The organism is Thermococcus sp. P6 (assembly GCF_002214525.1).
Lineage (GTDB): Archaea > Methanobacteriota_B > Thermococci > Thermococcales > Thermococcaceae > Thermococcus.
The window spans coordinates 747329-772836 of the sequence record NZ_CP015104.1; the positions used below are offsets into that span (position 1 = coordinate 747329).

General features: G+C 56.5%; 29 protein-coding genes and 1 tRNA gene. 22 read left to right on the top strand and 8 right to left on the bottom strand.

The window, feature by feature from the left end; genetic code table 11:
- Positions 1 to 55 precede the first annotated feature (55 nt).
- Entirely contained in the window at positions 56 to 388 is a 333-nt protein-coding gene (locus tag A3L12_RS04000; RefSeq protein ID WP_088882417.1) for a nascent polypeptide-associated complex protein, read from the top strand.
- Positions 389 to 396: 8 nt separating this feature from the next.
- On the opposite strand, the gene A3L12_RS04005 is transcribed toward A3L12_RS04000, so the two are convergent.
- Positions 397 to 852 (bottom strand): hypothetical protein, encoded by a 456-nt coding sequence (locus A3L12_RS04005; protein ID WP_088882418.1) that lies wholly within the window; start codon positions 850 to 852, stop codon positions 397 to 399.
- Positions 853 to 998: 146 nt separating this feature from the next.
- Between A3L12_RS04005 and hflX the strand changes: the two genes are divergently transcribed.
- Complete coding sequence (hflX, locus tag A3L12_RS04010; protein WP_088882419.1) at positions 999 to 2327, top strand: GTPase HflX; 1329 nt, start codon at positions 999 to 1001, stop codon at positions 2325 to 2327.
- On the opposite strand, the gene A3L12_RS04015 is transcribed toward hflX, so the two are convergent.
- Complete coding sequence (locus A3L12_RS04015; RefSeq protein WP_088882420.1) at positions 2265 to 3227, bottom strand: inorganic phosphate transporter; 963 nt, start codon at positions 3225 to 3227, stop codon at positions 2265 to 2267. The two genes, hflX and A3L12_RS04015, sit on opposite strands and share 63 nt — an antisense overlap.
- A 219-nt stretch (positions 3228 to 3446) precedes the next feature.
- Here A3L12_RS04015 and A3L12_RS04020 point away from each other — a divergent pair, with 219 nt between their 5' ends.
- The 9 genes from A3L12_RS04020 (at position 3447) to A3L12_RS04060 (ending at position 11471) form a co-directional block, all read left to right on the top strand.
- Positions 3447 to 4004 carry a pyruvate/ketoisovalerate ferredoxin oxidoreductase subunit gamma gene (locus A3L12_RS04020; RefSeq protein WP_088882421.1) on the top strand — a complete coding sequence of 186 codons (558 nt, stop codon included), beginning with the start codon at positions 3447 to 3449 and terminating at the stop codon, positions 4002 to 4004.
- A gap of 38 nt (positions 4005 to 4042) precedes the next feature.
- Positions 4043 to 4360, top strand: a complete 318-nt coding sequence (locus A3L12_RS04025) for a 3-methyl-2-oxobutanoate dehydrogenase subunit delta (RefSeq protein WP_088882422.1) — start codon at positions 4043 to 4045, stop codon at positions 4358 to 4360.
- 1 nt (position 4361) lies between these two features.
- The gene (porA, locus tag A3L12_RS04030) at positions 4362 to 5552 is read left to right on the top strand and encodes a pyruvate ferredoxin oxidoreductase (RefSeq protein WP_088882423.1); all 1191 of its coding nucleotides are present in this window, start codon (positions 4362 to 4364) and stop codon (positions 5550 to 5552) included.
- Between the two features lie 5 nt (positions 5553 to 5557).
- Positions 5558 to 6493, top strand: a complete 936-nt coding sequence (locus A3L12_RS04035; protein WP_088882424.1) for a 3-methyl-2-oxobutanoate dehydrogenase subunit beta — start codon at positions 5558 to 5560, stop codon at positions 6491 to 6493.
- A gap of 48 nt (positions 6494 to 6541) precedes the next feature.
- Positions 6542 to 6859, top strand: a complete 318-nt coding sequence (porD, locus tag A3L12_RS04040) for a pyruvate synthase subunit PorD (RefSeq protein ID WP_088882425.1) — start codon at positions 6542 to 6544, stop codon at positions 6857 to 6859.
- 10 nt (positions 6860 to 6869) lie between these two features.
- Positions 6870 to 8054 (top strand): pyruvate synthase subunit PorA, encoded by a 1185-nt coding sequence (gene porA, locus A3L12_RS04045; RefSeq protein WP_088882426.1) that lies wholly within the window; start codon positions 6870 to 6872, stop codon positions 8052 to 8054.
- A gap of 10 nt (positions 8055 to 8064) precedes the next feature.
- Positions 8065 to 9060 (top strand): pyruvate synthase subunit PorB, encoded by a 996-nt coding sequence (gene porB / locus A3L12_RS04050; protein ID WP_088882427.1) that lies wholly within the window; start codon positions 8065 to 8067, stop codon positions 9058 to 9060.
- A gap of 108 nt (positions 9061 to 9168) precedes the next feature.
- Entirely contained in the window at positions 9169 to 10050 is an 882-nt protein-coding gene (locus tag A3L12_RS04055; protein ID WP_088882428.1) for an Mrp/NBP35 family ATP-binding protein, read from the top strand.
- Between the two features lie 65 nt (positions 10051 to 10115).
- Complete coding sequence (locus A3L12_RS04060) at positions 10116 to 11471, top strand: hypothetical protein (protein ID WP_088883211.1); 1356 nt, start codon at positions 10116 to 10118, stop codon at positions 11469 to 11471.
- Here A3L12_RS04060 and A3L12_RS04065 read toward each other — a convergent pair.
- The 4 genes from A3L12_RS04065 to A3L12_RS04080 form a co-directional block, all read right to left on the bottom strand.
- Positions 11455 to 12189 (bottom strand): DUF2110 family protein, encoded by a 735-nt coding sequence (locus tag A3L12_RS04065; protein WP_088883210.1) that lies wholly within the window; start codon positions 12187 to 12189, stop codon positions 11455 to 11457. The genes A3L12_RS04060 and A3L12_RS04065 overlap by 17 nt on opposite strands.
- A 38-nt stretch (positions 12190 to 12227) precedes the next feature.
- Positions 12228 to 12749: a transcription factor E gene (gene tfe, locus A3L12_RS04070; protein WP_088882429.1), complete on the bottom strand. Its 522-nt coding sequence runs from the start codon at positions 12747 to 12749 to the stop codon at positions 12228 to 12230.
- A gap of 132 nt (positions 12750 to 12881) precedes the next feature.
- Positions 12882 to 13169, bottom strand: coding sequence for a hypothetical protein (locus A3L12_RS04075; protein WP_088882430.1), 288 nt, complete (start codon positions 13167 to 13169; stop codon positions 12882 to 12884).
- A 135-nt stretch (positions 13170 to 13304) separates the two neighbouring features.
- Complete coding sequence (locus A3L12_RS04080; RefSeq protein ID WP_088882431.1) at positions 13305 to 14195, bottom strand: ADP-dependent ribose-1-phosphate kinase; 891 nt, start codon at positions 14193 to 14195, stop codon at positions 13305 to 13307.
- Between the two features lie 104 nt (positions 14196 to 14299).
- Here A3L12_RS04080 and A3L12_RS04085 point away from each other — a divergent pair, with 104 nt between their 5' ends.
- On the top strand, positions 14300 to 14896 hold the full coding sequence (locus A3L12_RS04085; RefSeq protein WP_088882432.1) for a regulator of amino acid metabolism, contains ACT domain protein: 597 nt from the start codon (positions 14300 to 14302) through the stop codon (positions 14894 to 14896).
- On the opposite strand, the gene A3L12_RS04090 is transcribed toward A3L12_RS04085, so the two are convergent.
- The gene (locus A3L12_RS04090) at positions 14880 to 15155 is read right to left on the bottom strand and encodes an acylphosphatase (RefSeq protein ID WP_088882433.1); all 276 of its coding nucleotides are present in this window, start codon (positions 15153 to 15155) and stop codon (positions 14880 to 14882) included. The genes A3L12_RS04085 and A3L12_RS04090 overlap by 17 nt on opposite strands.
- 89 nt (positions 15156 to 15244) lie before the next feature.
- Here A3L12_RS04090 and A3L12_RS04095 point away from each other — a divergent pair, with 89 nt between their 5' ends.
- Complete coding sequence (locus A3L12_RS04095; protein ID WP_088882434.1) at positions 15245 to 15832, top strand: DUF99 family protein; 588 nt, start codon at positions 15245 to 15247, stop codon at positions 15830 to 15832.
- A 91-nt stretch (positions 15833 to 15923) separates the two neighbouring features.
- Here the strand turns inward: A3L12_RS04095 and A3L12_RS04100 are convergent, their stop codons facing one another.
- Positions 15924 to 16760: a universal stress protein gene (locus A3L12_RS04100; protein WP_088882435.1), complete on the bottom strand. Its 837-nt coding sequence runs from the start codon at positions 16758 to 16760 to the stop codon at positions 15924 to 15926.
- Between the two features lie 102 nt (positions 16761 to 16862).
- Between A3L12_RS04100 and gcvT the strand changes: the two genes are divergently transcribed.
- The 9 genes from gcvT to A3L12_RS04140 all read left to right on the top strand — a co-directional run bounded on the left by gcvT (position 16863) and on the right by A3L12_RS04140 (position 25471).
- The gene (gene gcvT, locus A3L12_RS04105) at positions 16863 to 18059 is read left to right on the top strand and encodes a glycine cleavage system aminomethyltransferase GcvT (protein WP_088882436.1); all 1197 of its coding nucleotides are present in this window, start codon (positions 16863 to 16865) and stop codon (positions 18057 to 18059) included.
- Between the two features lie 41 nt (positions 18060 to 18100).
- The gene (locus tag A3L12_RS04110; protein ID WP_088883212.1) at positions 18101 to 18925 is read left to right on the top strand and encodes a DMT family transporter; all 825 of its coding nucleotides are present in this window, start codon (positions 18101 to 18103) and stop codon (positions 18923 to 18925) included.
- 38 nt (positions 18926 to 18963) lie between these two features.
- A tRNA-Trp gene (locus A3L12_RS08290) sits at positions 18964 to 19103 on the top strand.
- Positions 19104 to 19177: 74 nt separating this feature from the next.
- The gene (locus A3L12_RS04115; protein WP_088882437.1) at positions 19178 to 19414 is read left to right on the top strand and encodes a hypothetical protein; all 237 of its coding nucleotides are present in this window, start codon (positions 19178 to 19180) and stop codon (positions 19412 to 19414) included.
- A gap of 89 nt (positions 19415 to 19503) precedes the next feature.
- Positions 19504 to 20631 carry a fructose-1,6-bisphosphate aldolase/phosphatase gene (fbp, locus tag A3L12_RS04120; RefSeq protein WP_088882438.1) on the top strand — a complete coding sequence of 376 codons (1128 nt, stop codon included), beginning with the start codon at positions 19504 to 19506 and terminating at the stop codon, positions 20629 to 20631.
- Positions 20632 to 20714: 83 nt separating this feature from the next.
- Entirely contained in the window at positions 20715 to 22220 is a 1506-nt protein-coding gene (glpK, locus tag A3L12_RS04125; protein WP_088882439.1) for a glycerol kinase GlpK, read from the top strand.
- A 138-nt stretch (positions 22221 to 22358) separates the two neighbouring features.
- Positions 22359 to 23876 carry an NAD(P)/FAD-dependent oxidoreductase gene (locus tag A3L12_RS04130; protein ID WP_088882440.1) on the top strand — a complete coding sequence of 506 codons (1518 nt, stop codon included), beginning with the start codon at positions 22359 to 22361 and terminating at the stop codon, positions 23874 to 23876.
- A complete protein-coding gene (locus A3L12_RS04135; protein ID WP_088882441.1) occupies positions 23866 to 25116 on the top strand; it encodes an NAD(P)/FAD-dependent oxidoreductase in 1251 nt (416 codons plus the stop codon). Before A3L12_RS04130 ends, A3L12_RS04135 begins: the two co-directional genes overlap by 11 nt.
- Complete coding sequence (locus A3L12_RS04140) at positions 25109 to 25471, top strand: DUF1667 domain-containing protein (RefSeq protein WP_088882442.1); 363 nt, start codon at positions 25109 to 25111, stop codon at positions 25469 to 25471. The genes A3L12_RS04135 and A3L12_RS04140 overlap by 8 nt, the downstream gene beginning before the upstream one ends.
- Positions 25472 to 25508: the final 37 nt, after the last annotated feature.

The window sequence follows — 25508 nt, forward strand, 5'->3', positions numbered from 1 at the left end:
TCTTCTCTTCCCAACCTTTTTAAAATCCGGGGGGAACCTTCCCGGGGTGGTAAGGATGATGGGGATGAATCCAAGGCAGATGAAGAAGCTCATGCGCCAGATGGGCATTAAGATGGAAGAACTGGAAGGCGTAAGGGAAGTGGTGATACGCCTTGAAAACAGGGAGATAATACTGAGGGACCCGGCCGTTACGGTGATAACCGCTCAAGGGGAGAAGAGCTACCAGATAGTTCCCGGGAGCGAGGAGGTAAGGCAAACGCTGAACATCTCCGAGGAAGACATAAAGCTCGTCATGGAGCAGGCGGGCGTTGACTACGACACCGCCAGAAAAGCGCTGGAAGAAACAAAGGGGGACCTTGCGGAGGCCATCCTGAAACTTCAGGAGTGACCCTTGATTTAAATTTTAACAACTGCAGGGACCGTACAGGTTCCCCTTTCGTTCCATGTCTTCCCATTCATAGCGGATTTAACCGTCGAATTGCAGGGGAGTACCTCTCCACCGTTCTTCTCAAAGAAGGCCAAATACTCCTCAATTCTGGCATTGTCTGCGGGAGTGAGGTTCAGGTTTCCATTCTGGAGGTCGAAGAAGGCGAGGTATGTGGTGTTTCCCTTTCGCACTATGGCCTCGGCCCGGAGGACCCTGCAGTCCGGACAATCACCGGAGACCCACAGGGTGATCTGCGGCTCGATCTCATTGAGGTTATTATCGTAAAGCAGGACCTTATCCATGGCCAGTGCTATTGGATCGGGGGTGGGCTTTGATGGTGAAGAATGTATTTTCAAAAAGAATAACCCGCAAAACGTCAAAACTAAAAGGGATAAAAGGAAGATCCGCTTATGGTTACCTTTCATCGGATTTCCCCCTTTCAATGTAACCCTAAATCTTTAAAACTTTAACCGTTAGTTCTCCCATTACGTATATCAATGATATAATCATGCAAACACCAATACCTTATGAACCCGAAGACCTAAATATCCCTGGGGGAATCCCATGAACGATGAAGGTCATAGGTGTGATCAGGCACTCCCCGAGGAGAAGGGTGAACAGGGAGGAATTCGAGGAGCTCTTAACCAGTGCTGGCTATGAAGTTCTGGAAATCGTGGAGCAGGTCAGGGAAGAAAGCCCCCGCTACAACATTGGCAGAGGAAAGCTTGAAGAGATAAAAAGACTCGTTGAGGAGCTCAAGCCCGATAAGGTCGTCTTCGCCAACCGGCTGACTCCAAGTCAGGCGTACAACCTCTGGAAGGAGCTGAAGGTTGAGGTCATCGACAGGTGGCAGCTCGTTCTGGAGATATTCGAAAGGAGGGCCCACTCGAAGGAGGCGAAGCTTCAGGTCGAACTCGCGGGCCTTCACTACGAGGTTCCGCTCGTGAAGGAGGCCATAAGACGGGTAAAACTCGGTGACAGGGCCGGTTTCAAGGGAATGGGCGATTACCAGACCCGGCAGTACCTCAAGCACATCCGCTACAGGATAAACCGCATAAGGAAGGAGCTTGAAAAGGTCAGGAGGGACAGAGAGGTCAGGAGAAAAAGGCGCGAGAAGCTCGGTTTCATACTCGTGGCCCTCGCGGGCTACACGAACGCCGGCAAGTCAACGCTCCTCAACGCCCTCGCGGGTGAGGAGAAGGAGGCCAAGGATGCGATGTTCACGACCCTCGATACAACCACGCGACGCTTCGAGCTCGGCAACAAGAGGATCCTCGTTACGGACACGGTCGGCTTCATAGACGGGCTTCCGCCCTTCATAGTGGAGGCCTTCCACTCGACGCTCGAGGAGATAGTCGAGGCCGACGTGATACTCCTCGTTGTAGACGTCAGCGAGCCGTGGAGAGAGGTGAGAAGGAAACTGCTGGCGTCTCTCAACGTTCTAAGGGAACTCAAGACCCTCGACAGGCCGATGGTGGTAGTTCTTAACAAGACAGACCTCACCACCCCGGAGGACGTTATGGACAAGGCGGAGAAGATAAGGGAGCTGCTCGAGGAGCGCGATGTCGGGGCTTTCGATGTGGTCGCGATATCTGCGAAGCTTAAACGGATGGAGGAGCTCTACAGGAGCCTCGAGGGGATCGTGCCCAAACTGCCGAAGTACGCCCCCTTCGAGATAACCGCTATGGATCCCGAAGAGGTGCCCCGGCTTATGGCCCTGATAAACTCCATCGGAGATGTTATGGAGGTTGAATACCGGGAGAAGACGAGGATAAGGGCCCGCATCCAGACGGGAATGATAAAGGAACTCGCAAAGCTCAACGTGGAGATAAGGAGGTTAAACCATCCCCACCAGAGCGAAGAGCCTGAAGATGACGAGGGAGATGAGGATGGCCGTTAAGGGGGTGGCGACCCAGCCGAAGAGGATGTCCCTGATCACCGACTTCTCAACCCCCTTGCCCGCGAGGAGGCCGACCCCGACGACACCGCCCACTATGGACTGACTGGAGCTAACGGGAAGTCCGAAGACGTTCGCAAGGCTCACTGCCATGGCGGAACCGAACTGGGCGGCGAAGGCCGATATGGGACCGAGGGCCGTTATCTTCTTTCCAACGGTGTGGATCACGGCGTAGCTGAAGGTGAGCGAACCGATTGCAAGGCTGAGGGCCACGAGCACTCCGGCCGTCTTCGGCTCGAGAAAGCCGGCACCCACTATCGGCCCGGAGGCGTTGGCGACCTCGTTGGTCCCGAAGTTGAAGGCCATATAAGAGCCCCCGAGGATTGCCAGAACCTTGTAGAGAACCTCAACCGTGGATATGCTCCTGATTTTTGAGACCACAAAGGAGTAGAACCTGTACAGGAATATCGCAAGTATCCCGGAAAGAACGGGCGAAACAACCCACGCGGCGGCTATCTTTCCAAGGGTGTACCAGTTCACGGGCGCACGGGTGGCCAGTCCAACCCCTATAACTCCCCCCACGATGGCCTGAGTCGTGGACACTGGCAGACCCTTCACGGTGGCTATCGTTACCCAGACTCCTGCTGCGAGGAGTGCTATAACTGCCATCTCCATCGTAAGGTATCCCTCGGGGACTATACCCTTCCCGACGGTTTTCATGACCCTGTAGCCCCTGAGGTAGGCCCCCATGATGGTGAATATCGCTATGGTCAGCGTGGCCTGATGAAAGGTGAGTATGCCCGCTCCAACGGCCGTGCCCATGGCGTTGGCCGAGTCGTTCGAGCCTATGTTCCATGCGATGTAGAAGGCCACCGCGATCACTGCCACCATCAGCCCGTCCACGTGAACCACCCGTATATAGTCTATATACCACCATGTAGTTTATGCACTTAAAAACCTAGCGGGTGAAGTTTTGGGAAATTATGCCCCGATACAGCCAGTAACGAGTGGCAACGTTCATAGGTACCCAAAGACACTTGACGAAGGGAGTCCAAGCCAATACCGAAACATAAATAAATGCAATGGTCAAACAACATATGACAGAATTAAGGAGGCAGAGAAATGATCGAGATTCGTTTTCACGGTAGGGGTGGACAGGGCGCCGTTACGGCAGCCAACATACTGGCCTCAGCGGCTTTCCTTGAGGGCAAGTACGTGCAGGCCTTCCCGTTTTTCGGCGTTGAAAGGCGTGGAGCACCGGTCACGGCCTTCACAAGAATCGACGAAAAGCCGATCAGGATAAAGACCCAGATCTACGAGCCCGACATAGTGGTCGTTCTCGACCCGAGCCTTCTCGATACGGTGGACGTTACCGCCGGCCTGAAGGAAGGCGGAACGGTGATCATCAACACCGAAAAGAGCAAGGAAGAGGTGCTCGCCAGCCTCAAGAAAAAGCCGGGAAAACTGGCCATCGTTGACGCCACCACCATAGCCCTCGACGTTCTCGGTCTGCCGATCACCAACACCGCAATCCTCGGTGCGGTCTCCAAAGCCACGGGTGTGGTCACCCTCGAGCACGTCCAGAAGGCCATCAAGGAGGCGTTCTCGGGAAGCCTCGGTGAGAAGAACGCCAAGGCTGCGGAAGAGGCCTTCAACAAGACGACCATCCACGAGCTCTGATTCTCTTTCTTTGTAAATCCTTAGAGGAGGGAAACGGTGTGAACACGCTGTTCGGTGAAAAGAAGGAGGGGGCAACCAAGATCGTCCCGAAGTCCGTGGACGAGTACCCGGAAGCCCCCATAACGCTGGGCACGACGCTCAGCAACTTCACCGGTGACTGGAGAACCTTCATGCCCGTCATCGACGATGACAAGTGCGTTAAGTGTTACATATGCTGGAAGTTCTGCCCCGAGCCGGCCATATACATACGCGAGGACGGTTACGTTGGAGTGGACTACGACTACTGTAAGGGCTGCGGCATATGTGCCAACGAATGCCCCGTCAATGCCATAACGATGGAGAAGGAGGAGAAGTGATATGGCTGGATATAAGCCCATTAGAAAGGTCGTTAGCGGTAACTACGCCGCGGCTTACGCGGTAAAGCACGCCCGCGTTCAGGTTGTGGCAGCCTACCCGATCACTCCCCAGACGAGCATCATCGAGAAGATAGCCGAGTTCATAGCAAACGGCGAGGTGGAGAACCTTCAGTACGTTCCGGTTGAAAGCGAGCACTCGGCCATGGCGGCCAGCATAGGCGCATCCGCAGCCGGAGCAAGGGCCTTTACAGCGACCTCAGCTCAGGGTCTGGCATTGATGCACGAGATGCTCCACTGGGCTTCCGGGGCGAGGCTACCGATAGTCATGGTTGATGTCAACCGTGCCATGGCTCCACCATGGAGCGTCTGGGATGACCAGACCGATTCTCTGGCCCAGAGGGACACGGGCTGGATGCAGTTCTACGCCGAGAACAATCAGGAGGTTTACGACGGGGTTCTGATGGCGTTTAAAATCGCCGAAACCGTCAACCTGCCGGCAATGGTCGTTGAGAGCGCCTTCATCCTGAGCCACACCTACGATGTCGTTGACATGATACCGCAGGAGCTCGTTGACGAGTTCCTCCCGCCGAGGGAACCGCTCTACGATCTGACCAACTTCGAGAGGCCCTTCTCGGTTGGTGCACTTGGGACCCCGGCAGACTACTACGAGTTCCGCTACAAGCTCCAGAAGGCCATGGAGAAGGCCGAGAAAGTCATCAGGGAAGTTGGTGGAGAGTTCGGAGAGCGCTTTGGAAGGGACTACAGCAGCATGATAGACCTTTACCGCACCGAAGATGCCGACTTCGTCTTCATGGGACTGGGTTCCCTCATGGGTACCGTTAAACAGGCCGTTGATCTGCTACGCGAGGAAGGCTACAGGGTGGGAGCGGCCAAGGTGCGCTGGTTCAGGCCCTTCCCGAAGGAGGAAATCAGGGAACTCGCAAAGAACGTTGAGGGAATAGCCGTCCTCGACAGGAACTACTCCTTCGGTATGGAGGGGATACTCTTCACCGAAGCCAAGGGAGCCCTCTACAACTCGAAGGCAAGGCCCCTGATGAAGGACTACATCGTGGGACTCGGAGGAAGGGACGTTACGGTCAACGACATCAGGAAGATCGCCGAGAACATGAAGGCAGTGGTGGAGAGAGGAGAACCCGATGTAGAGGTGGACTGGTATCACCTTAAGAGGTGAGGATGATGGAGATTCCCGAGAGCATTAAGAAAAAGTTGACCATCCCGGCCGAGGAGCACTTTTACGCGGGCCACACCGCCTGTCAGGGCTGTGGAGCGGCTCTTGGACTTAGATACGTCCTCAAAGCTTATGGAAGGGAAACGATAGTGACGATTCCGGCGTGCTGTTCAACCATCATAGCCGGCCCGTGGCCCTACAACACACTCGACGCCAACCTCTTCCACACCGCCTTCGAAACGACCGGAGCCGTTATCGGCGGTATCGAAGCCGCGCTGAAGGCGAGGGGCTTTAAGGTAAAGGGCGAGGACGGTATAATGGTCGTCGGATGGGCCGGTGACGGAGGAACCGCTGACATAGGCCTTCAGGCGCTCTCCGGCTTCATTGAAAGGGGCCACGATGCCGTTTACATCATGTACGACAACGAGGCTTACATGAACACCGGAATACAGAGATCTGGATCAACGCCCTACGGGGCGTGGACAACCAACACGCCCGGCGGGAAGAAGCACTTCCTCGAGAAGAGGCACAAGAAGAAGGTCATAGACATAGTCATCGCCCACAAGATCCCCTACGCGGCAACCGCGAGCGTTGCCTACCCAGAGGATTTCATAAGAAAGCTCAAAAAGGCGCAGAAGATCCCGGGACCGAGCTTCATCCAGCTCTTCGCACCGTGCCCCACGGGCTGGCGTTCGCCGACCGACAAGAGCATCGAGATCGCCCGTCTGGCAGTTCAGACGGCCTACTTCCCGCTCTTCGAGTACGAGAACGGAAAGTACAGGATAAACATGCCCTCCACAAAGAGGGAACCGAAGCCCATCGAGGAGTTCCTCAAGTATCAGGGCAGGTTCAAGTACATGAACAGGGGAGACATCGAGGTACTCCAGCAGTGGGTCCTCAAAGAGTGGGAGACCCTTAAGAAGCTCGCCGAGGTGTTCGGTTGAGCCCTTTACATTTAAGGTTCAAGGTAATGATTTACCGAGGTGATAGGAATGGCCGAAAGCCCGTTTAAGGCCGATATTGAGAGGGTTGAGAAGGAGTATAGCGAAAAGATGACCCCCGGAGCAATAGCAAAGATACCCGGAAGCAGCGTCGTGAACAAGACCGGCTCATGGCGTGTTTTCGTGCCGGAATTCAACAGGGACAAGTGCGTAAGGTGCTACCTCTGCTACCTCTACTGCCCCGAGCCGGCCATATACCTCGACGAGGAGAACTACCCGGTGTTCGACTACGACTACTGTAAGGGCTGCGGCATATGCGCCAACGAATGCCCCGTCGATGCCATAACGATGGTTAGGGAGAGCAAGTGAGGTGGTGGAGATGCCCGTTAGGAAGGTTATGAAGGCCAACGAAGCCGCCGCATGGGCGGCCAAACTCGCAAAGCCGAAGGTTATAGCCGCGTTTCCGATTACGCCCTCAACACTCGTTCCCGAGAAGATCAGTGAGTTCGTTGCGAACGGGGAGCTCGATGCGGAGTTCATCAAGGTCGAGAGCGAGCACTCGGCCATATCCGCCTGCGTTGGTGCTTCAGCGGCCGGAGTGAGAACCTTCACCGCGACCGCTTCGCAGGGTCTGGCGCTTATGCACGAGGTCCTCTTCATAGCCGCAGGAATGAGGCTTCCAATTGTCATTGCCGTTGGAAACCGCGCCTTATCCGCCCCGATCAACATATGGAACGACTGGCAGGACAGCATAAGCGAGCGCGACACCGGATGGCTGCAGTTCTACGCCGAGAACAACCAGGAGGCCCTCGACCTCATCCTGGCAGCCTTCAAGGTTGCAGAGGATGAACGCGTTCTCCTTCCGGCCATGGTGGGCTTCGATGCCTTCATACTAACCCACACGGTCGAACCCGTTGAGATTCCGGATCAGGAAGCGGTGGACGAGTTCCTCGGCGAGTATGAACCAAAGCACGCTTACCTCGACCCGAGCAGGCCGATAACTCAGGGTACCCTCGCCTTCCCGGCCCACTACATGGAGGCGAGGTACACCGTATGGGAGGCCAACGAGAACGCCAGAAAGGTCATCGACGAGGTCTTCGCCGAGTTCGAGAAGAAGTTCGGAAGGAAGTACAGCAAGATCGAAGAGTACAGAACGGACGATGCCGATATAATCCTCATCACGATGGGTTCCCTCGCCGGAACCGTGAAGGAGTACGTCGATGCACTCCGTGAGAAGGGAGTAAAGGTCGGCGCCGCAAAGATCACCGTCTACAGACCGTTCCCGATGGACGAGATCAGGGAGATAGCAGGGAAGGCCAAGGTTCTTGCCATCCTCGAGAAGGACGTCACCTTCAGCGTCGGTGGAGCCCTCTTCCAGGACGTAAGCAGGACCCTGATAAACGAGGAGGAGAAGCCGAAGGTGATAGACTTCATACTGGGCCTTGGAGGCAGGGACGTCACCTTCGAGAACCTCGATGAAGTTCTCAGCATCTCAAAGAAGGCCCTCGACGGGGAGAAGGTTGATGAGGTTAACTGGATAGGACTCAGGAAGGAGATACTGTGAGGTGAGGAAAATGGCCGTTAGGAAACCCCCCATCACCACTCGCGAGTACTGGGCACCGGGTCACGCGGCCTGTGCCGGTTGCGGTCCGGCCATCCTTATGAAGCTCGCAACAAAGGCATTTAGCGAGGCCATGGAGGAGAAGTACGGAGACCCGAACGCCTTCGCCATAGCGCATGCAACGGGATGTATGGAGGTCGTTTCAGCCGTCTTCCCCTACACTGCATGGAAGGCTCCGTGGATCCACGTGGCCTTCGAGAACGCCGCTGCGGCTGCAAGCGGAGTGGATGCCGCGTGGAAGAAGCTCGGAAGGAAGGGCAAGATCCTCGTATTCGGTGGAGACGGAGGAACCGCTGACATAGGTCTCCAGGCACTGAGCGGCATGCTCGAAAGGAGGCACAACGCCGTTTACATCATGTACGACAACGAGGCCTACATGAACACCGGAATTCAGCGCTCCTCGTCCACTCCCTACGGAGCCTGGACTACGACGTCACCGCCCGGAAAGTACTCAATCGGTGAGGACAAGCCCAAGAAGTGGGTCGCCCTCATAGCGGCCGCCCACCAGATACCCTACGTTGCCACTGCAACCATAGGAAACGCCTTCGACGTGATAACGAAGGTGAAGAAGGCGGCAAAGGTTGACGGTCCCGCGTTTATTCAGGTTCTAGCAACGTGCCCAACCGGCTGGAAATCCCCGCTCGAGAAGACTGTGGAGATAGCAAGGCTCGCAGCTGAGACGGGCGTATGGCCGCTCTTCGAGATAGAGAACGGTGACTTCCACAACATCAAGATACAGCCGCCGGGAGGAGGTGCCAAGGTAAAGCGCGAGGGCGGGAGAGTCGTGGCCATTGAGTTCAAGAAGCCCATTGAGGAGTACCTCAAACTGCAGGGAAGGTTCAAGCACCTCTTCAGGAAGCCCGAGGCCATAGACCAGCTCCGCGAGCAGATAAAGGCTATGTGGAAGGTCCTCGGTGTTGAGGTTACGCTGCCAAAACCGGAGGAGTGACCCCCTTCCCTTCTTTTGAAATCTTTTACCCATTTCTGTCCAGTAATGGGTTATTCTGGGACAAAGTTTTTAAGTATCCGAACCAACCCCATCCGGAGGTGCACGGAAATGACCATTAAATCTCCAACTCTTAACGTGGCCGGAATGGGTGCCGATCCAGTCGCCCAGCGGATAAACGAGAAGCAGGAGAAGTGGAAGTATAAGATAGCGGTTCTGAGCGGTAAGGGGGGAGTTGGTAAGAGCACCGTTGCCGTTAACCTTGCCGCTGCCCTCGCCAAGAAGGGCTACTTCGTCGGAGTCCTCGATGCCGACGTTCACGGCCCCAACGTGGCGAAGATGCTCGGTGTGGACAAAGCGGAGGTTCTCGCCGAGAGGCTCGAAGACGGAAGATTCGAGATGATACCGCCGATGAACGACTTCATGGGGCAAACGACACCCATAAAAGTCATGAGCATGGGCTTCTTGGTGGGTGAGGATCAGCCAGTTATATGGCGCGGTCCACTTGTCACCAAGGCGATTAAACAGCTTTTGGGCGATGTCAGATGGGGCGAGCTCGACTTCATGATAATCGACTTCCCGCCCGGAACAGGTGATCAGATACTCACCGTCACGCAAAGCGTAAAGCTCGACGCTGCTATAGTGGTAACAACGCCGCAGGATGTTGCCCTCCTTGACACGGGCAAGGCCGTCAACATGATGAAAAAGATGGAAGTGCCCTACATAACGGTCGTGGAGAACATGAGCTACCTCATCTGCCCCCACTGTGGCAACGAGATAGACGTCTTCGGAAAGGGCGGTGGTAAAAAACTCGCCGAGAAGGAAGGGGTGAACTTCCTCGGGGAGGTGCCCATAGACCTCAAGGCCCGTGAGGCGGGAGATGCAGGTATTCCTGTGGTTCTCTACGGGGACACGGTTGCGGCAAAGGCCTTCATGGATATCGCGGAGAAGCTCGTTAAGAAGCTCGAGGAGATGAAGGGCGAAGAGGGTTGAAGGACCGAAGGCCCGGTCCCATTAACTTTTTAACTCCCCTCTTCTATCCGCCCCTGAGGGAGATCATGAAGAGGCTCCTCCTTCTAATCCCGATCGCACTTCTGCTCCTTCCTTCCGTCTCCGCAGGGGTAACCTACTATCCCGATCAAGGTGCCTTTCAGGCTTTTCTAAATTCGAACTCCTCCTACACGGTTGTTGCCGGTAACGAGGACTGGGCGAAGGGCTGGGGGCGGTACGTGGATGCGAGGCTCCACACGATAAAGCCCCATGGAGGGGATACCACCGTCCTCGTGGGCAACGTCCTCAACAACCCCCGGATGAAGGAGATCTGGAACAGAACGGGCCTTCCGGAGAACGCCTCCCTCCTCCCGTCCATTGTGGTTCTCAACGACACCGTTCTCATAACGGGCTCCGAGGATAACGTGTACCTCACGGAGAGGGCCTTCGAAGGGCTCTGGAACCCCCCGGATAGCTCGGTCATCGGCTCCCTGATGATCGTTCTGGCAATATTCCTTTCCTTCCTCATCCTCCTGAGGCGTGATGAAGGTCACGCCGGAAGTTTCTACCTCCTGAGCTCATCCCTCCTCGGCCTCTGGTACCTAACCGCCTCGAGACCCGCCCTGACGGAAAGCTTTCTGCACCGCTTCATGGAGGCTCTGAAGTTCGCCGCCGGGGGTCCGCCCGATTCACCGCTGGCCGTTGTAATAGGCACAATCATAGGGTTCGTTCCCCCTCTGGAGGAGAACATGGTGTTCCTCCACTGGATTCTTGTACTCCTGATGGCGTCCTTCTTCTTCTACCTTGCTCCAAAAAGGGCCCGTGAACTCGGCTTCATCGTCTTCGGTATCCTCCTTGCCTCCCCCTTCTTCAGGGAAAGCCTCAACGGCATCAACGAAAACACCCTCGGTTTAACGGTCTTCACGATAACCCTTGCCATCGTAAACAACGTGACCTTCTCCCCGGAGAGATGGAAGGCCCTGCTCCAGACGGTCGTTCTCTCTGCCTTCACGCTCCTAACGGTGTGGGTAAACCCCTACCTCTTCCTCATCCCGGTGATCTTCGTTCTGACGTTTCCGAAAAGGCACCTGAGGAACTACGCCTATCTCATCATAACGGGCACCGGTGTGATCTTAACCTGCCTGAAGTTCGGTCTCCCGATACCCTCACACGTTGACCCCCACGGGTTGCTTTACCTCGGGAGGTTCCTCCTCAATGGTATCCTTCCCCTCGCCTTAATAACCTACGTGGCGGTGGAAGACAGAAAGAGGATAAGGATGAAGGGCCAGACGGCCTTCCTGCTTCTGATGATGATGGTTTACCTCCCCCTGGCCCTCTTTGTGCCCTCACTGTTCCCCTACTGCCTCATCCTTCTAACGGCACTCGCCGTCAGGATGATCCATAGCTTCACTCCCCGAACTTAAGGGCACCCATGATGGCCCCCCTAACGTGGGGCCCTATCTCCTTGATTATGCCCGGTGCCTGTGTCCCCCTCTTGAGGATCAGGAGGGTCTCCATGAGGCCCAGCTCCTCCACCCGTTTCACGTCCCTTCCGTGGCCCGTTTTTATGAGGGCATCCTCTACCCTCTCGCTCGTAGTTCCGGCGATGAAGACCTTATCGTGACCGTCGCTCAGCCATCCCTTTATGCGGTTCAGCTGGGCGTCGCTGAAGTTCACCTCGATCTCCCTTGCACCGAACTCGAGGCCGGTAACCGTAACCTCAACCGGAAGGTTGTCCACCCAGCCGAAGGCCCTTATCATCCTCCTGACCGGCATCTCCCCGAAGGTCTCCTTCAGGTAGTAAAGCGGCAGGAGAGCATCCTTCGGCCGAGGGGAGAATATTCCGATGTCAACGTAGACACCGTAGCCAACTCTACCGAGGTCGATGAACCTGCCACGGTAACTTTTTCCCTCCTCAACCGCGCTCAGCCTGTAGGGAACCTCGCCGAACTCCTCACGGACGAGGTTCGCGCTTATCTCCTCGTCCTCCCCGCTCAGGGAAACCCTAACCCAGTTCTTTTTCACAGCCGAGAGCTTCCACTCAACCTCCAGCTCTCCAAGGAGGGTTTTCAGCTTCCCCTCGAGCTTAAGAAAACCGCTCCTGTCACCGTAAACTTTCTCCAGAATAACAACTTCCCTCATTATCATCATCCCCGAAGTTCATTAAAGGACCGCTGAAATCATGCCTTCTTTCTAAGGCCCAGTTCGGTCTCGAGTTCTTTGATGCGCCTTTTCAGGTCCTCAACGACGGCCGTGTTGTCGTACTGCATGAGCATCCTGCCGCATATCGGGCACTGGAACTCGTACTCCATGGCCTCGTCAAAGGTCAGTTTCGGATGTCCGGGGGTACCGCAGTGGTAGTAGGTGTTCTCGGTCTCCTCCCTGAGCATCTCCCTGAGCTTCTTCAGTTCGGCCATCTTTCTGGCCCGGATTATCTCGGGTAGGCGCTTGACCTCAAGGCGCCAGTAGTAGTAATACCAGCCTGTTTCCTTATCGCGGATGCGCTTGAACTCCGCCAGTCCCTGATCGTAGAGCATGTAGAGGACCTTCCTGACGGTGTTGACCCTGATGCCCGTGGCCTCGGCAAGTTCCTCGTCGGTTACGTCCCTCTTCTTTTTGAGAGCCTTGACTACCTCAATCGCTTCCTCTCCGCCGATGTCCATCGCCAGCTCGAGGAGTTCCCTGTTCTTCTTCTTTGCCACCGCTACGACCTCCCTAAGAACGTTAAGTCGCTGGTTTGGAATACAGTCCAATATAGCAGTATGCCACTTATGATATATATATGTTTTCGTCACATTTCCAACGTTAATGGACAGAAAAGGACATTAAACGGACTAATCGGCAAAGTACTCGTTGACGAGATCCTTCGCCGAAGGTTTGTGGATCTCCAGAACCTCGATCTTCTCGATGACGTTGCCCTCCCTGAGGTGAAGCTTAACCTTTCCACCGTAAACCTGAAGGTCGTCGAGCATACCGTAGATGGCATCCTCCGCCTCGAGCGGGGTCTTAAACTTCATCACGTACTCTCCACCATCGGGAAGAATCAGCTTAACCCAGTACTCGTTCTTTCTTTTGAAGGGACGGGTGATCTTGGGTTTGAAGTCCTCGATTACGATCTCCAAACGTTTCACCTCCAGCTCGGGAGCCTTTGACCTTTTTGAAAGTTGGGCCGGGGATTTTTAAGGGTTTCTGGATCCAGCGTAAGGTAATACCTACCACTATTTAAGCGTTGTGAAGGAAAACCCTGCCGGCGGATCTCAGGACCCCTCAAAGGGTAGCTCCATGCCCTTCTCCCGGGCCAGTTCGATGACCTTCTCAAGCGGGACTATGGCGCTCCGGGCGCCCACCTTCTGGACAGTGATGTAAGCCAGCGCCATGCCCAGCCTCGCGGCATCCTCGAGGGACCAGCCGTTGAGAACTCCGTATATCACGCCTGCATCGAAGGAATCCCCCGCTCCTGTGGAATCCACAACGCGGGCGCTCAGCCCCCTGATCTCCCGCACCCTTCCCCTTCCGTCCCTCACGATGGCTCCCCCACCGTTGAGCGTCACCACGAGGTTTCTGGCCCCTGAGAGCGATGGGTCGAGGGAGCCGAACTTCCTCCTGTATTCGTCCTCGTTCATCATGAGGTAATCCACGTTCCTTTCCACCTCCCCTGGAAGCTCTGCCTCCCCTATATCCAGAGAAACGGTTATGCCGTTGTCCCTCGCGAAGTTCACCACCTCCCTTATGGTCCCGGAGGGATTCGAGGAGAGGTGAACGTGCCTCGCCTTCGAGAGGTATTCAAAATCCACCTCCTTCATGAGGTTGGCCCCGGGGTACTTCACAACCCTCTTGTCCTCACCGCTTACCATGACCACGGCCACGCCGGATGGAACCTCAACGGATTTTATGCCCCTAACGTCAACCCCGAGTTTTTTGAAGTACGCCAGATGGGCCTCGCCGATCTCGTCCCTGCCCACCGCGCCTACGTAACCCGTCTTCAGTCCAAAGGTTGCGAGCCAGCTTATCGTGTTCGCCGCCGCACCGCCCAGACCGAAAAAAGCCTCTCTGGCGTTGATCTTCTCGTGAAACTCGGGAAAACGGTCGAGCAGGAGGATTATGTCGTAGTTGAGGTTCCCAACGCCTACAACATCGAATTCGCCCATCGATCCCACCCCCTGAAAGATGGGGGTGGTCGTTAATAACCTTACGGGCGGGAAAAGATTTAAATATTCATTTCTACCCACATATGAGTAAGAGGTGAACAGAAATGATGCTCATACTCGAGGAGTACTTCAAGGACTACCCCGCCAGAAGGAAGGTTGCGGAGTTCCTGTTTGAGAACGGCCTGAGCGTAAGGGACGGTAAGATATGCCTCAGGAGTGTTGAGATTCCGATAAGCGGGCTTGCGAGGGTCATAGGCGTCAACAGGAAGATAATCTATCACACCATAGAGTACATCGAAAAGACCTACCCCCTGAAACTCGTCTTCGAGAAGCTCAAACCCCTGCCGAGCCTTGTGAGCCTTGCCCCCCTGATGGGGTGGGAGGTTCTGGAGGTGGAGCTGGAAAAGGAGAACTACCTGAAGGGATTCTCCCAGATAATCTCCCTCCTGTCTGAAAACGACGTTCCGGTGATGGAGGTCTTCAGCAGAAACCTTCGCGAGGAGCCATCGAAGCTCTACGTGATCATAGACGGAACCCTACCGGTTGATGTTTTCGTGCGCATCAAGGAGATAGAGGGTTTCAGGAGGCTCATACTGCACACCCCCGAAAGGGACAAGCAAAAGTTCGTCTGCAACTACTGCGAGGTCAAATACTGCCCGAAGAGGATCCTCCTCGAGAGGATGGCTAACCGATCACCCTGAAGCCCTCCAGGCCCTCGGGCTCTTCCATTTTCACCTCAACCTTCGTCACTCTGGCGGAGATCGGTCCCTGATGGGCCCAGCCGATCAGCGCCTCAACCCTTTCGGGATCCCCCTCAACCACCGCTTCCACCGTTCCGTCGGGCAGGTTTCTAACCCAGCCGGCCAGACCGAGCTTTCTCGCCTCCCTCTGCATGCTCCACCTGAAACCAACCCCCTGAACGCGACCGTATATCCTGAGGTGAACCCTTATCCGTTCCATGGGCCATCCCGTTGATTGTAACCCGCAACCGATTTAAGCTTATCCCCGAATTCAGAGGGAACTACACCCGTGGCTCGAGAGGTGCTCCCATGATAAGGAAGGTCAAGCCCGAGATCAGAACGGTCGGTTTCGACGACGGGACGTTCTCCTTTTCCTCCAAACTGAGGGGAGAAAAGACAATCCTTATTGGGGTCGTTATGAAGGGCTCCCGGGAGGTTGTTGGGGTCCTCTCGCGCTGGATAACTGTTGACGGAAGGGACGCCACGGACAGGATAATCGAGGCGGTGAAGTACTCCCGCTTCAGGGATCTGAGGGTGATACTCCTGAAGGGCATAACCTACGCGGGTTTCAACGTCGTGGATCTGGAGAGGCTCCATTCCGAGACGGGTCTGCCCGTGGTGGTCGTGGTGAGGAAGAGACCCAACATCGGGGCCATGGAAAGGGCACTGAGGAAACACTTCAGGGATGCCGGGGAGAGGATAGCGCTCCTGAAAAAGGCACCGCCCCTGATTGAGCTCCTTCCGGAAAGACTCTACATTCAGGCGGTCGGAATAGAGACCGGGAAGGCTTCCGAGGTGGTGAGGACCACAACCAGAACCGGACTGATTCCCGAACCCCTGAGGCTGGCCCACATGATAGCCAGCGCCGTCATGACGGGCGAGAGCACGAAGGAGTAGGTTTATAAGCCCCGGGAGAAAATTGAAGAAAGACCGATGATGGCAACAGGGTAGCTACCGAACTTGATGTGGAGGCCGTTCCAGTCTGAGGTCACTCGCAGGGCACCAGCAGTACTGGTACCGTTGAGTCCCGCATCACTCTTTCCGCGGTGCTTCCGAGGAGCAGGTCCTTCAGGAAGCTTCTGCCCTTCTTGCCGATGACTATCAGCGTGGCGTTCTTCGCAAGGGCGGTTCCTATTATGGACTGACTCGCGCTGCCCACGAAAACCTCAGCGTCAAAGGGGGCCTTCAAGCCCTTTGCGGACTTCTCGAGGTTAGCCTTCGCGAGCTTTATGTTGTGCTCGAGCTCCTCAATTTTGCCGTAGTCCACGGAATGGAGGAGTATTCCCCCCTCTATACGGTCCTCAAACATCTTCAAGGTCTTTATTATCTTTATAGAGCACTTCGAGAAGTCCAGGGCAACCAGCGGACGTTTTAGAATCCCGGAGCAGTCGGCCGATGGCTCAAATCCGTCATCCTTCTTCCTGTACTTCAGGAAAAGCACCGGCTTCCTGGTGGCCCGGGCGAGGTTGGAGGCGGTGCTTCCCATAAACATGGTCCTCCAGATGTTCTCACCAACGCTTGGAACGACCACGAGGTCGACCTTCTTCTCCTCCGTCACCTCGGCTATCTCCATGGAGGGGACGCCTATCCTAACGATGGGAACGACTTTAACGCCCTCACCGCCGATCTCCCCGGCGAGCTTCTCGAGTTTCTCGCGGTACACTTCCTCAAGCTCGAAGGCCTCGAACTCGGCGATGGTTATGTCAATGACGTGAACGAGGTATACCTCCCTGACTCCCGCGGGAATTAGCTTCGGAACACACGTGCGCAGGGCATGGAGGGAAACCTCCGAAAAGTCGGTCGGATAGAGCACCTTCTCAAACATTCTGAACACCTCAGTATTAATCTGGGCATCAATGTTATTAAAGCTACCCCCTCGATTGGAAAGGATTATAACGGGAGGGACAAAGTCCCAACGGTGATGGCCATGGTCAAGAGGGTTCACATCTTCGACTGGCACAGGGAGAACGCCCGGAAGGTTGAGGAGTTCGCGGGCTGGGAGATGCCCATCTGGTATTCGAGCATAAAGGAGGAGCATATGGCCGTTAGAAACGGTGTCGGAATCTTCGACGTTTCTCACATGGGGGAGTTCATATTCAGGGGAAAGGACGCGCTCGAGTTCCTTCAGTACGTCACGACCAACGACGTTTCGAAACCCCCGGCGATAAGCGGGACCTACACGCTCGTCCTCAACGAGAGGGGAGCGGTAAAGGACGAAACCCTCGTCTTCAACATGGGCGACGACACCTACATGATGGTCTGCGACAGCGACGCCTTCGAGAAGCTCGAGGCGTGGTTCAAAGCCATAAAGGGTGGAATTGAGAGGTTCGGTGAGCTCGACCTTGAGATAGAGAACAAAACCTACGACATGGCCATGTTCTCGATACAGGGGCCGAAGGCGAGGGATCTGGCAAAAGACCTCTTCGGCATAGATATAAACGAACTCTGGTGGTTCCAGGCGAAGGAGGTCGAGCTCGATGGAATTAAGATGCTCCTCTCAAGGAGCGGTTACACGGGAGAGAACGGCTTCGAGGTCTATTTTGAGGACGTGAATCCCCACCACCCGGACCCGGCTAAAAGGGGAAAACCTGAGAAAGCCCTGCACGTCTGGAAGACGATCCTCGAGGCCGGCGAAGAGTACGGGATAAAGCCCGCCGGGCTGGGTGCGAGGGACACCCTCAGACTGGAGGCGGGTTACACCCTCTACGGCAACGAGACGAAGGAACTCCAGCTTCTGAGCACGGACGTGGACGAGGTAACGCCGCTCCAGGCCAACCTCGACTTCGCCCTCTTCTGGGACAAGGAGTTCATAGGAAAGGAAGCCCTCCTGAAGCAGAGGGGGAGGGGACTGCCGAGCAGGATGGTGCACTTCAGGATGGTCGACAGGGGAATCCCGAGGGCCGGCTACCGGGTGTACGCGGAAGGAAGGGAAATCGGAGAGGTTACGAGCGGAACGATGTCCCCCCTGCTCGGGATCGGGATAGGAATAGCCTTCGTCAAACCCGAGTACGCAAAACCGGGGCTGGAAATCGAGATAGAGGTGAGAGGACAGAGAAAGAAGGCCCTAACGGTGGCTCCGCCCTTCTACGACCCCAAAAAGTACGGGGCCTTCAGGGAGGAGTGATCCACCAGAAAATTTTTATTCTTCCCCTCATCCCCTCGATCATGGCGAGAAAACACGCCTTGGGTGCGATACTGCTCTGGTCGACCGTGGCGAGCGCTTTTAAGGTATCGCTGCGCTATCTAAGTCCAATCCAGCTCCTCTTCTACGCTTCCCTGACTTCCCTGATCCTCTTCGGGACGCTCTACATCCGCGATTTCTCGCTCAGAAGGGACAACCTTCGCTCGGCCTATCTGGGCCTTATAAACCCTCTGCTTTACTACCTCGTCCTCTTCTCGGCCTACGACAGGCTGCCCGCTCAGGAGGCTCAGGCTCTCAACTACACATGGCCCCTGATCCTAATCCTCCTATCGATCCCCCTTACCGGCGGGAAACCCGGCGCGAGGGGAATCCTCGGTTCACTCGTGGGTTTCAGCGGGGCCCTCGTGGTGGCAACCGGAGGCAACGTCACCGGCCTGAACTTCGCGGATCCAGCCGGCGTGGCCCTCGGCCTCGGAAGTGCCGTGATCTGGGCATCCTACTGGATCCTCAACCTGCGCGACGGGAGGCCCCTCGTCGAGAAGATGTTCTGGAACTTCCTCTTCGGCTTCGCCTACGTCTCAGCGGGACTGTACATCGTGGGTTTTACCCTTCCTCCCGTTGAGGGCCTCCTCGGAGCCGTCTACGTCGGCCTCTTCGAGATGGGCGTTACCTTCCTCCTCTGGTACAGGGCCCTCGAGGACGATACGACCTTTGCGTCGAACCTCGCCTACCTCGTGCCCTTCCTCAGTTTGCTCTTCATAGCCCTCATCGTGGGGGAGAGCATCGAGCCCACAACGGTCCTCGGTCTGGCGATGATAATAGCGGGCATAATCATCGGCAGGGGATAGCAAAACTTATAAACCTGTCACGATAGGTTAAGCCGGATGGGGGCGTGGTGTAGCCTGGTCCATCATCGCGGGCTCCAGAGGTATGAGGACTTGCGGGTTTGCTGATTGGGGATGAGCCTTTGGAGCTCTGACCCGGAGAAACCCGCGGACCGGGGTTCAAATCCCCGCGCCCCCACCAGAACGCTCTTCTAACGCGACTCAAAAACGGAAGTCTTATTAACTTCGGTTTACAAAAATTAGCGGGTGATACCCGTGGAGGAGCCCGTTAGGATCGGACATGACCGGTTCCTTATAGGGGAGGGAGAAACTGCCAGAAGGGAGCTCCGGGTTGTTAAGGTAAGCGATGATGTGATACAGGTTCAGGAGGAGGTTCACGGGATTATAGCGCTCGTGGGCGCCAGTTCGAGCGTCAACATAAAGAAGGAGGAGCTCAAGAAGCTGATTCAGGTGGCCAAAGAGGACTTCGGATGGAGTGATATCTGCGAGTGATTTCTCCTTTTTGCCTTCTTAATGCGTATCATCGATGGTGATATTAACGTTTTATAAACATAAAAGTGTTGAGTTACTCGGGGATGGCGATGGCTGCTGGGGACAGGATAACCATCAGCGTTATAAAGGCCGATATCGGCGGCTGGCCCGGGCATTCGAGGGTCCACCCCCAGCTCGTTGAGGTTGCTGAGGAGGTTCTCGGAAGGGCCCGGAAGGAGGGGAGGATAATAGACTTCTACGTGGCCACGTGCGGCGACGACCTTCAGCTCATAACGACCCACGATAAGGGAACCGACAGTCCAGAGGTCCACGGGCTGGCGTGGGAAACCTTTGAAGAGGCAACGGGAGTAGCCAAGGAGCTCGGCCTCTACGGTGCGGGTCAGGATCTCCTGAAGGACGCCTTCAGCGGCAACATAAGGGGAATGGGACCCGGAGTGGCGGAGATGGAGATAACCCTGAGGAAGAGCGAGCCCGTCGTTACCTTCCACATGGACAAGACCGAACCGGGGGCCTTCAACCTCCCCTTGTTCAGGATGTTCGCCGATCCCTTTAACACGGCCGGGCTCGTGATAGATCCAGCCATGCACATGGGCTTCCGCTTTGAGGTCTGGGACATAATGGAGCACAGGAGGGTAATTCTGAGGGCCCCCGAGGAGCTCTACGACCTTCTGGCCCTCATAGGGGCGAAGAGCCGTTACGTCATCAAGAGGGTTTTCCCGAAGGAGGGGCACAGAATAGCGAAGGACGAACCGGTCGCCGTTGTAAGCACGGAAAAGCTCTACCAGATAGCCGGCGAGTACGTTGGGAAGGACGATCCCGTGGCCATAGTGAGGGCCCAGAGCGGTCTTCCGGCCCTTGGAGAGGTCCTTGAGCCCTTCGCCTTCCCGCACCTCGTCAGCGGGTGGATGCGCGGGAGCCACAACGGTCCGATAATGCCCGTTCCGATGAGGATGGCCAACCCGACCCGCTTCGACGGTCCACCGAGGGTCGTTGCCCTCGGCTGGCAGATAAGCCCGGAGGGAACGCTCGTCGGCCCCGTGGATCTGTTCGACGACCCGGCCTTCGACGAGGCCCGGCGGAAGGCCCTCGAGATAGCGGACTACATGCGCAGACACGGGCCCTTCGAACCCCACAGGCTCCCGATGGAGGACATGGAGTACACCACCCTTCCGGGGGTTCTCGAGAGACTCGGCGACAGGTTCGAACCCATCGAGTGATTTTCTTCTTCCCCTTTCGAACACAAAACATTAAAGCCCCGGCGTGCATTATCCGATATCTACGGAACCGCAGGGTGGTCACAATGGATGAAGAGAAGTTCATTCTTTCTCTCGACGAGGGAACCACCTCGGCAAGGGCGATAATCTTCGACGCCGAAGGGAACGTCCGCGGGATGGGTCAGTACGAGTTCCCGCAGTACTACCCCAGACCCGGCTGGGTCGAGCACGACCCGGAGGAGATATGGGAGGCACAGCTGAGGGCCATAAGGACCGCCATGGAGCGGGCAAAAGCCGGAGCCGGCAACATCGAGGCCATGGGCATCACCAACCAGCGCGAGACGACCGTAGTATGGGAAAAGAACGGGAGACCCCTCCACAGGGCCATAGTCTGGCAGTGCAGGAGAACGGCCGAAATGATAGAGGAGATAAAGCGGGAGTACGGCGACGTTATAAAGGAGAAAACCGGTCTGGTTCCGGATGCCTACTTCTCTGCCTCAAAACTGAAATGGCTCCTCGACAACGTTCCGGGCCTCAGGGAACGGGCCCGTAGGGGAGAGGTTCTCTTCGGAACGGTTGATTCCTTCCTCATCTACCGCCTCACGGGGGAGCACGTTACGGACTACTCCAACGCCTCCCGGACGATGCTGTTCAACATCAAAAGGCTCGAGTGGGACGGGGATCTACTCGAGATCTTCGACGTTCCTCAGGAGGTTTTGCCCGAGGTAAGGGAATCGAGCGAGGTTTACGGTTACACCAGACGGGAACTCCTCGGAAGGGAAATTCCGGTCAGCGGGGACGCTGGAGACCAGCAGGCGGCGCTCTTCGGTCAGGCGGCCTTCGATTCGGGTATGGTGAAGGCAACCTACGGAACAGGAAGCTTCATCCTCGCCAACACCGGCAAGACCGTCCGCTATTCCGACAACCTGTTAACGACCATCGCGTGGGGCCTCAACGGAAGGGTCAGCTACGCCCTCGAGGGGAGCGTTTTCGTAACCGGTGCCGCCGTTCAGTGGCTCCGCGACGGGATAAAGATAATCAAGCGAGCTTCCGAGACAGAGGAACTCGCCAGACGGCTGGAGAGCAACGAGGGCGTTTACTTCGTTCCGGCCTTCGTCGGGCTGGGGGCACCCTACTGGGACCAGTTCGCGAGGGGTATGATAATCGGAATAACTCGCGGAACGGGCAGGGAGCACCTCGCAAGGGCAACCCTTGAAGCCATAGCCTACCTGACGAGGGACGTCATAGAGGAGATGAGAAAGCTCGTTGGCATAAAGGAGCTGAAGGTCGACGGAGGGGCAACTTCCAACGACTTCCTCCTGCAGTTTCAGGCGGACGTACTGGGGAGGCGCGTCGTGAGGCCGGTGGTGAAGGAGACGACGGCACTGGGGGCGGCCTATCTGGCCGGCCTTGCGGTGGATTACTGGGAGGGCGTTGATGAGATAAGGGGTCTCTGGAAGGCCGAGAGGGTTTTTGAGCCGGAAATGGACGAAGAAACGAGGGAAAGGCTCTACCACAGATGGAAGGAGGCCGTGAAGAGGGCCCTCGGATGGGCAAAGGTTGTTGAAGGCCAACCTGATGAACATATGTGAACACTGAAATGCTGTTCAATCCTGTCCTATCTTTCAATGCCCAGAAGGGTTCTTTCCTCCTTTTTTTGCCAAACTTAAGGTTTCAGAAAGCTTTAAAACAGGAAACACGATTTTCCGTGTTAGTTAGGAGGGTGAAGCATGAAGACGAGGATTGCCGTTATAGGTGCGGGCGTGGTCGGATCCTCCATAGCCCGGGTTCTCAGCATGTACGAGAACCTCGAGGTCCACCTCATCGAGAAGAACGTTGACGCTGGCATGGGTGTAAGCAAGGCCAACACGGGCATAATCCACCCGGGTCACGAGGACGATCCCGAAAAATATCCGCTGAGGGCGAAGCTCTGCGTGAAGGGAAACAGGCTGTGGTACGACTGGACGAGAGAACTCAGGATACCCATCAGATGGCCGGGCGAGCTTATGATAGCCCTCGAGGAGGAGGACCTGAAGGTCGCGGAGTACTATCTGGAACTCGCCCGGAAGAACGGGGTTCCGGGTGTAAGGCTCGTTGAGGGAGACGAGCTCCTGAAACTCGAGCCCAACGCCAACCCGAACGCCGCCGGGGCGCTGTGGGCACCCACGGCCGGCATGATGTCATCACCAACAGCTGCAGTATCTATCGCGGAGAACGCTGTGGACAACGGGGTCAGATTTCATCCGGAGACGGAGGTAAGGGGAATAGCCGTTGAGGGGGGAGAGGTGAAGGGTGTTGAGACCAGCGCGGGCTTCATAGAGGCGGATATCGTGATAAACGCGGCGGGTCTCTACGCCGACAGGATCTCCCGAATGGCGGGGGTGGAACACTCAAAGGACGGAACCCCCATCAGGATACGCCCAAGGAGGGGGCAGTACTACATCTTTGACGACGATGCGGGACCCAAGGTCAGGAGAATAGTTCACCAGACGCCCACGCCGACCACGAAGGGCGTCTACGTCATAACCGAGAACAACGGCGGTGTGATGATCGGACCCACGGCTGAGGATCTGCCGGAGGAGGCGAAGGAGGACACCTCCACGACCCGGGAGGGACTGGAGTTCGTCTGGAGGATGGCCAAAAAGCTCGTTAAGGACCTTCCCCCGAGGAGCAGGGTTATAAGAACCTTCGCAGGTCTAAGACCCGAACCACCGGACGGCAGGTGGATAATAGAGGCCTACGACGATCCTGCGGGTTTCATAAACGTGGCGGGAATACGCTCCCCGGGACTCACGGCCGCCCCTGCAATAGCCCACTACGTCGTCGACGAGCTGATCGGGAAAGAGCTTGACGTGAAGCTAACCCCAAAATCCCGGTGGAATCCCTACGGGAAAGCCCTCTGGCTCAAGGCCCTTCCGGAGGAAAAGCGGGCCGAGCTCATAAGGGAAAACCCGGCCTACGGAAGGGTAGTCTGCATGTGCCGGACGATAACCGAGGGGGACGTACTGCACGCGATAAACAGAATGAAGCGGATGGGGGTCAGGACCGTTAGCCTCGAGGGGATAAAACTCAGAACGGGAGCCATGGGCGGAACCTGTCAGGGAAGTTTCTGCCGGGTGAGGATAGCGAGGATAATAGCGAGGGAAACGGGGGAGCCCCTCTGGAAGGTCACCCATAGGGGGGAGGGAACGGAGTACGGAATCGGCGACGTGAAGGTCCTCCTCAGGGGGGAGAAGGATGAAGAGTGAGTACGATGCGGTGGTGATCGGTGGCGGGCCGGCCGGTCTCGCAGCGGCCACGAAGGCGAAGGAACTCGGAATGGACGTTCTGCTGATAGAGAGCAGGGACTACCTCGGCGGAATACCCGTCCAGTGCGTCCATCCGGGCTTCGGGGTCCACTACTTCGGGGAGGACCTGACCGGAACGGAGTTCGCGCACCGGCTCATCGAGAGGTTCAGGAAGGCCGGGGTGGAGTACCGCACGAACGCCCACGTCCTCGAGGTGATTCCGCACTCCTACAGGCACAGGACCCTCAAGATCGTAACGGAGGACGGACTCTTCACCGTGATGGCGAAGACGATAATCTACGCGGCGGGAGCCCGGGAGAGGCACATGTTCGAGATCGGAATAACCGGCCGCAGGGACGTTGGAATCTACACCGCCGGGGAAGCCCAGACCATGATGGACATCGACGGGATAATGCCCGGAAAGGAGGTGGTCATAGTAGGTTCGGGGGACGTGGGGCTGATAATGGCGAGGCGCTTCGCCCTCGAGGGCGCCCGCGTTAAGGCTGTGATAGAGATACTGCCCTACCCCGGCGGTCTCACGAGGAACGTCGTTCAGTGCCTCGAGGATTTCGGAATTCCGATCCATCTCAACCACGCCGTGATAAGGGTCGATGGAAGAAAGAGGGTCGAGAGCGTAACCGTAGCCCGTGTGGACAAAAACCTGAAGCCCATACCCGGAACGGAGGAGAAGATAGAGTGCGATACGGTGATACTCGCGGCGGGTCTGGTTCCCTACCTGAAGGTGCTGGAGAAAGCCGGAGTCGAGGTGGACCCGGCCACGGGAGGACCGGTCGTCAACAGCTACCTCGAAACGAGCATTCCGGGTATCTTCGTGGCCGGAAACGCGCTGATTATCAACGATCTTGTTGACTACGTGGTCGAGCAGGGAGAGGAAGCCGCCAGAGGGGCCTACGAGTTCGTCAAAAACGACGGTCTGCCCGCCCTCAGGTGGAGGAAGCTCGTGAAGGGAAGGAACGTTAGACTTGCCGTCCCGCACTACCTTACCGACACGAAAGATACCGTGATCTACGCGAGGGTCTCCAAGCCCGAGGAGAAGGTTAAGGTCCGCTTCCCCGAGATCGGGAAGGAGATACGCCTACCCTTCGTCAAACCCTCGGAGATGATACGGGTGAAGCTAAAGGCCGAGGAGATAGCCCGAGCGAAAGGAACTATCACGATGGAGGTCGTTCGGGATGAGTGAAAGGAAGTTCAAACTCACCTGCATCGTCTGTCCCCTCGGCTGCGAGGTGGAGGTGACGATGGAGGATGGCAGGATAACGAAGGTTGAGGGTTGCAGGTGTCCCCGGGGAAGGGATTATGCTATCCAGGAGGTAACGGAACCCAAGCGTACGGTCATGAGCGTCGTGCCAGTTAAGGGAGGGAAGTTCCCGACGGTTGCCGTGAAAAGCGACAGACCCGTTCCAAAGGAGCTGATACCGAAGATAATGCGCGAGCTCGCCGGTGTGGAACTCGAGGCACCGGTTAAGGTCGGGGAGATAGTGGTGGAGAACGTCCTTGGAACCGGGGCAAACATAGTGGCCACGAGGGAGGCGTAGCCCCCTTTTTAACTTTCAAAAGCCTTAAATACCTAAA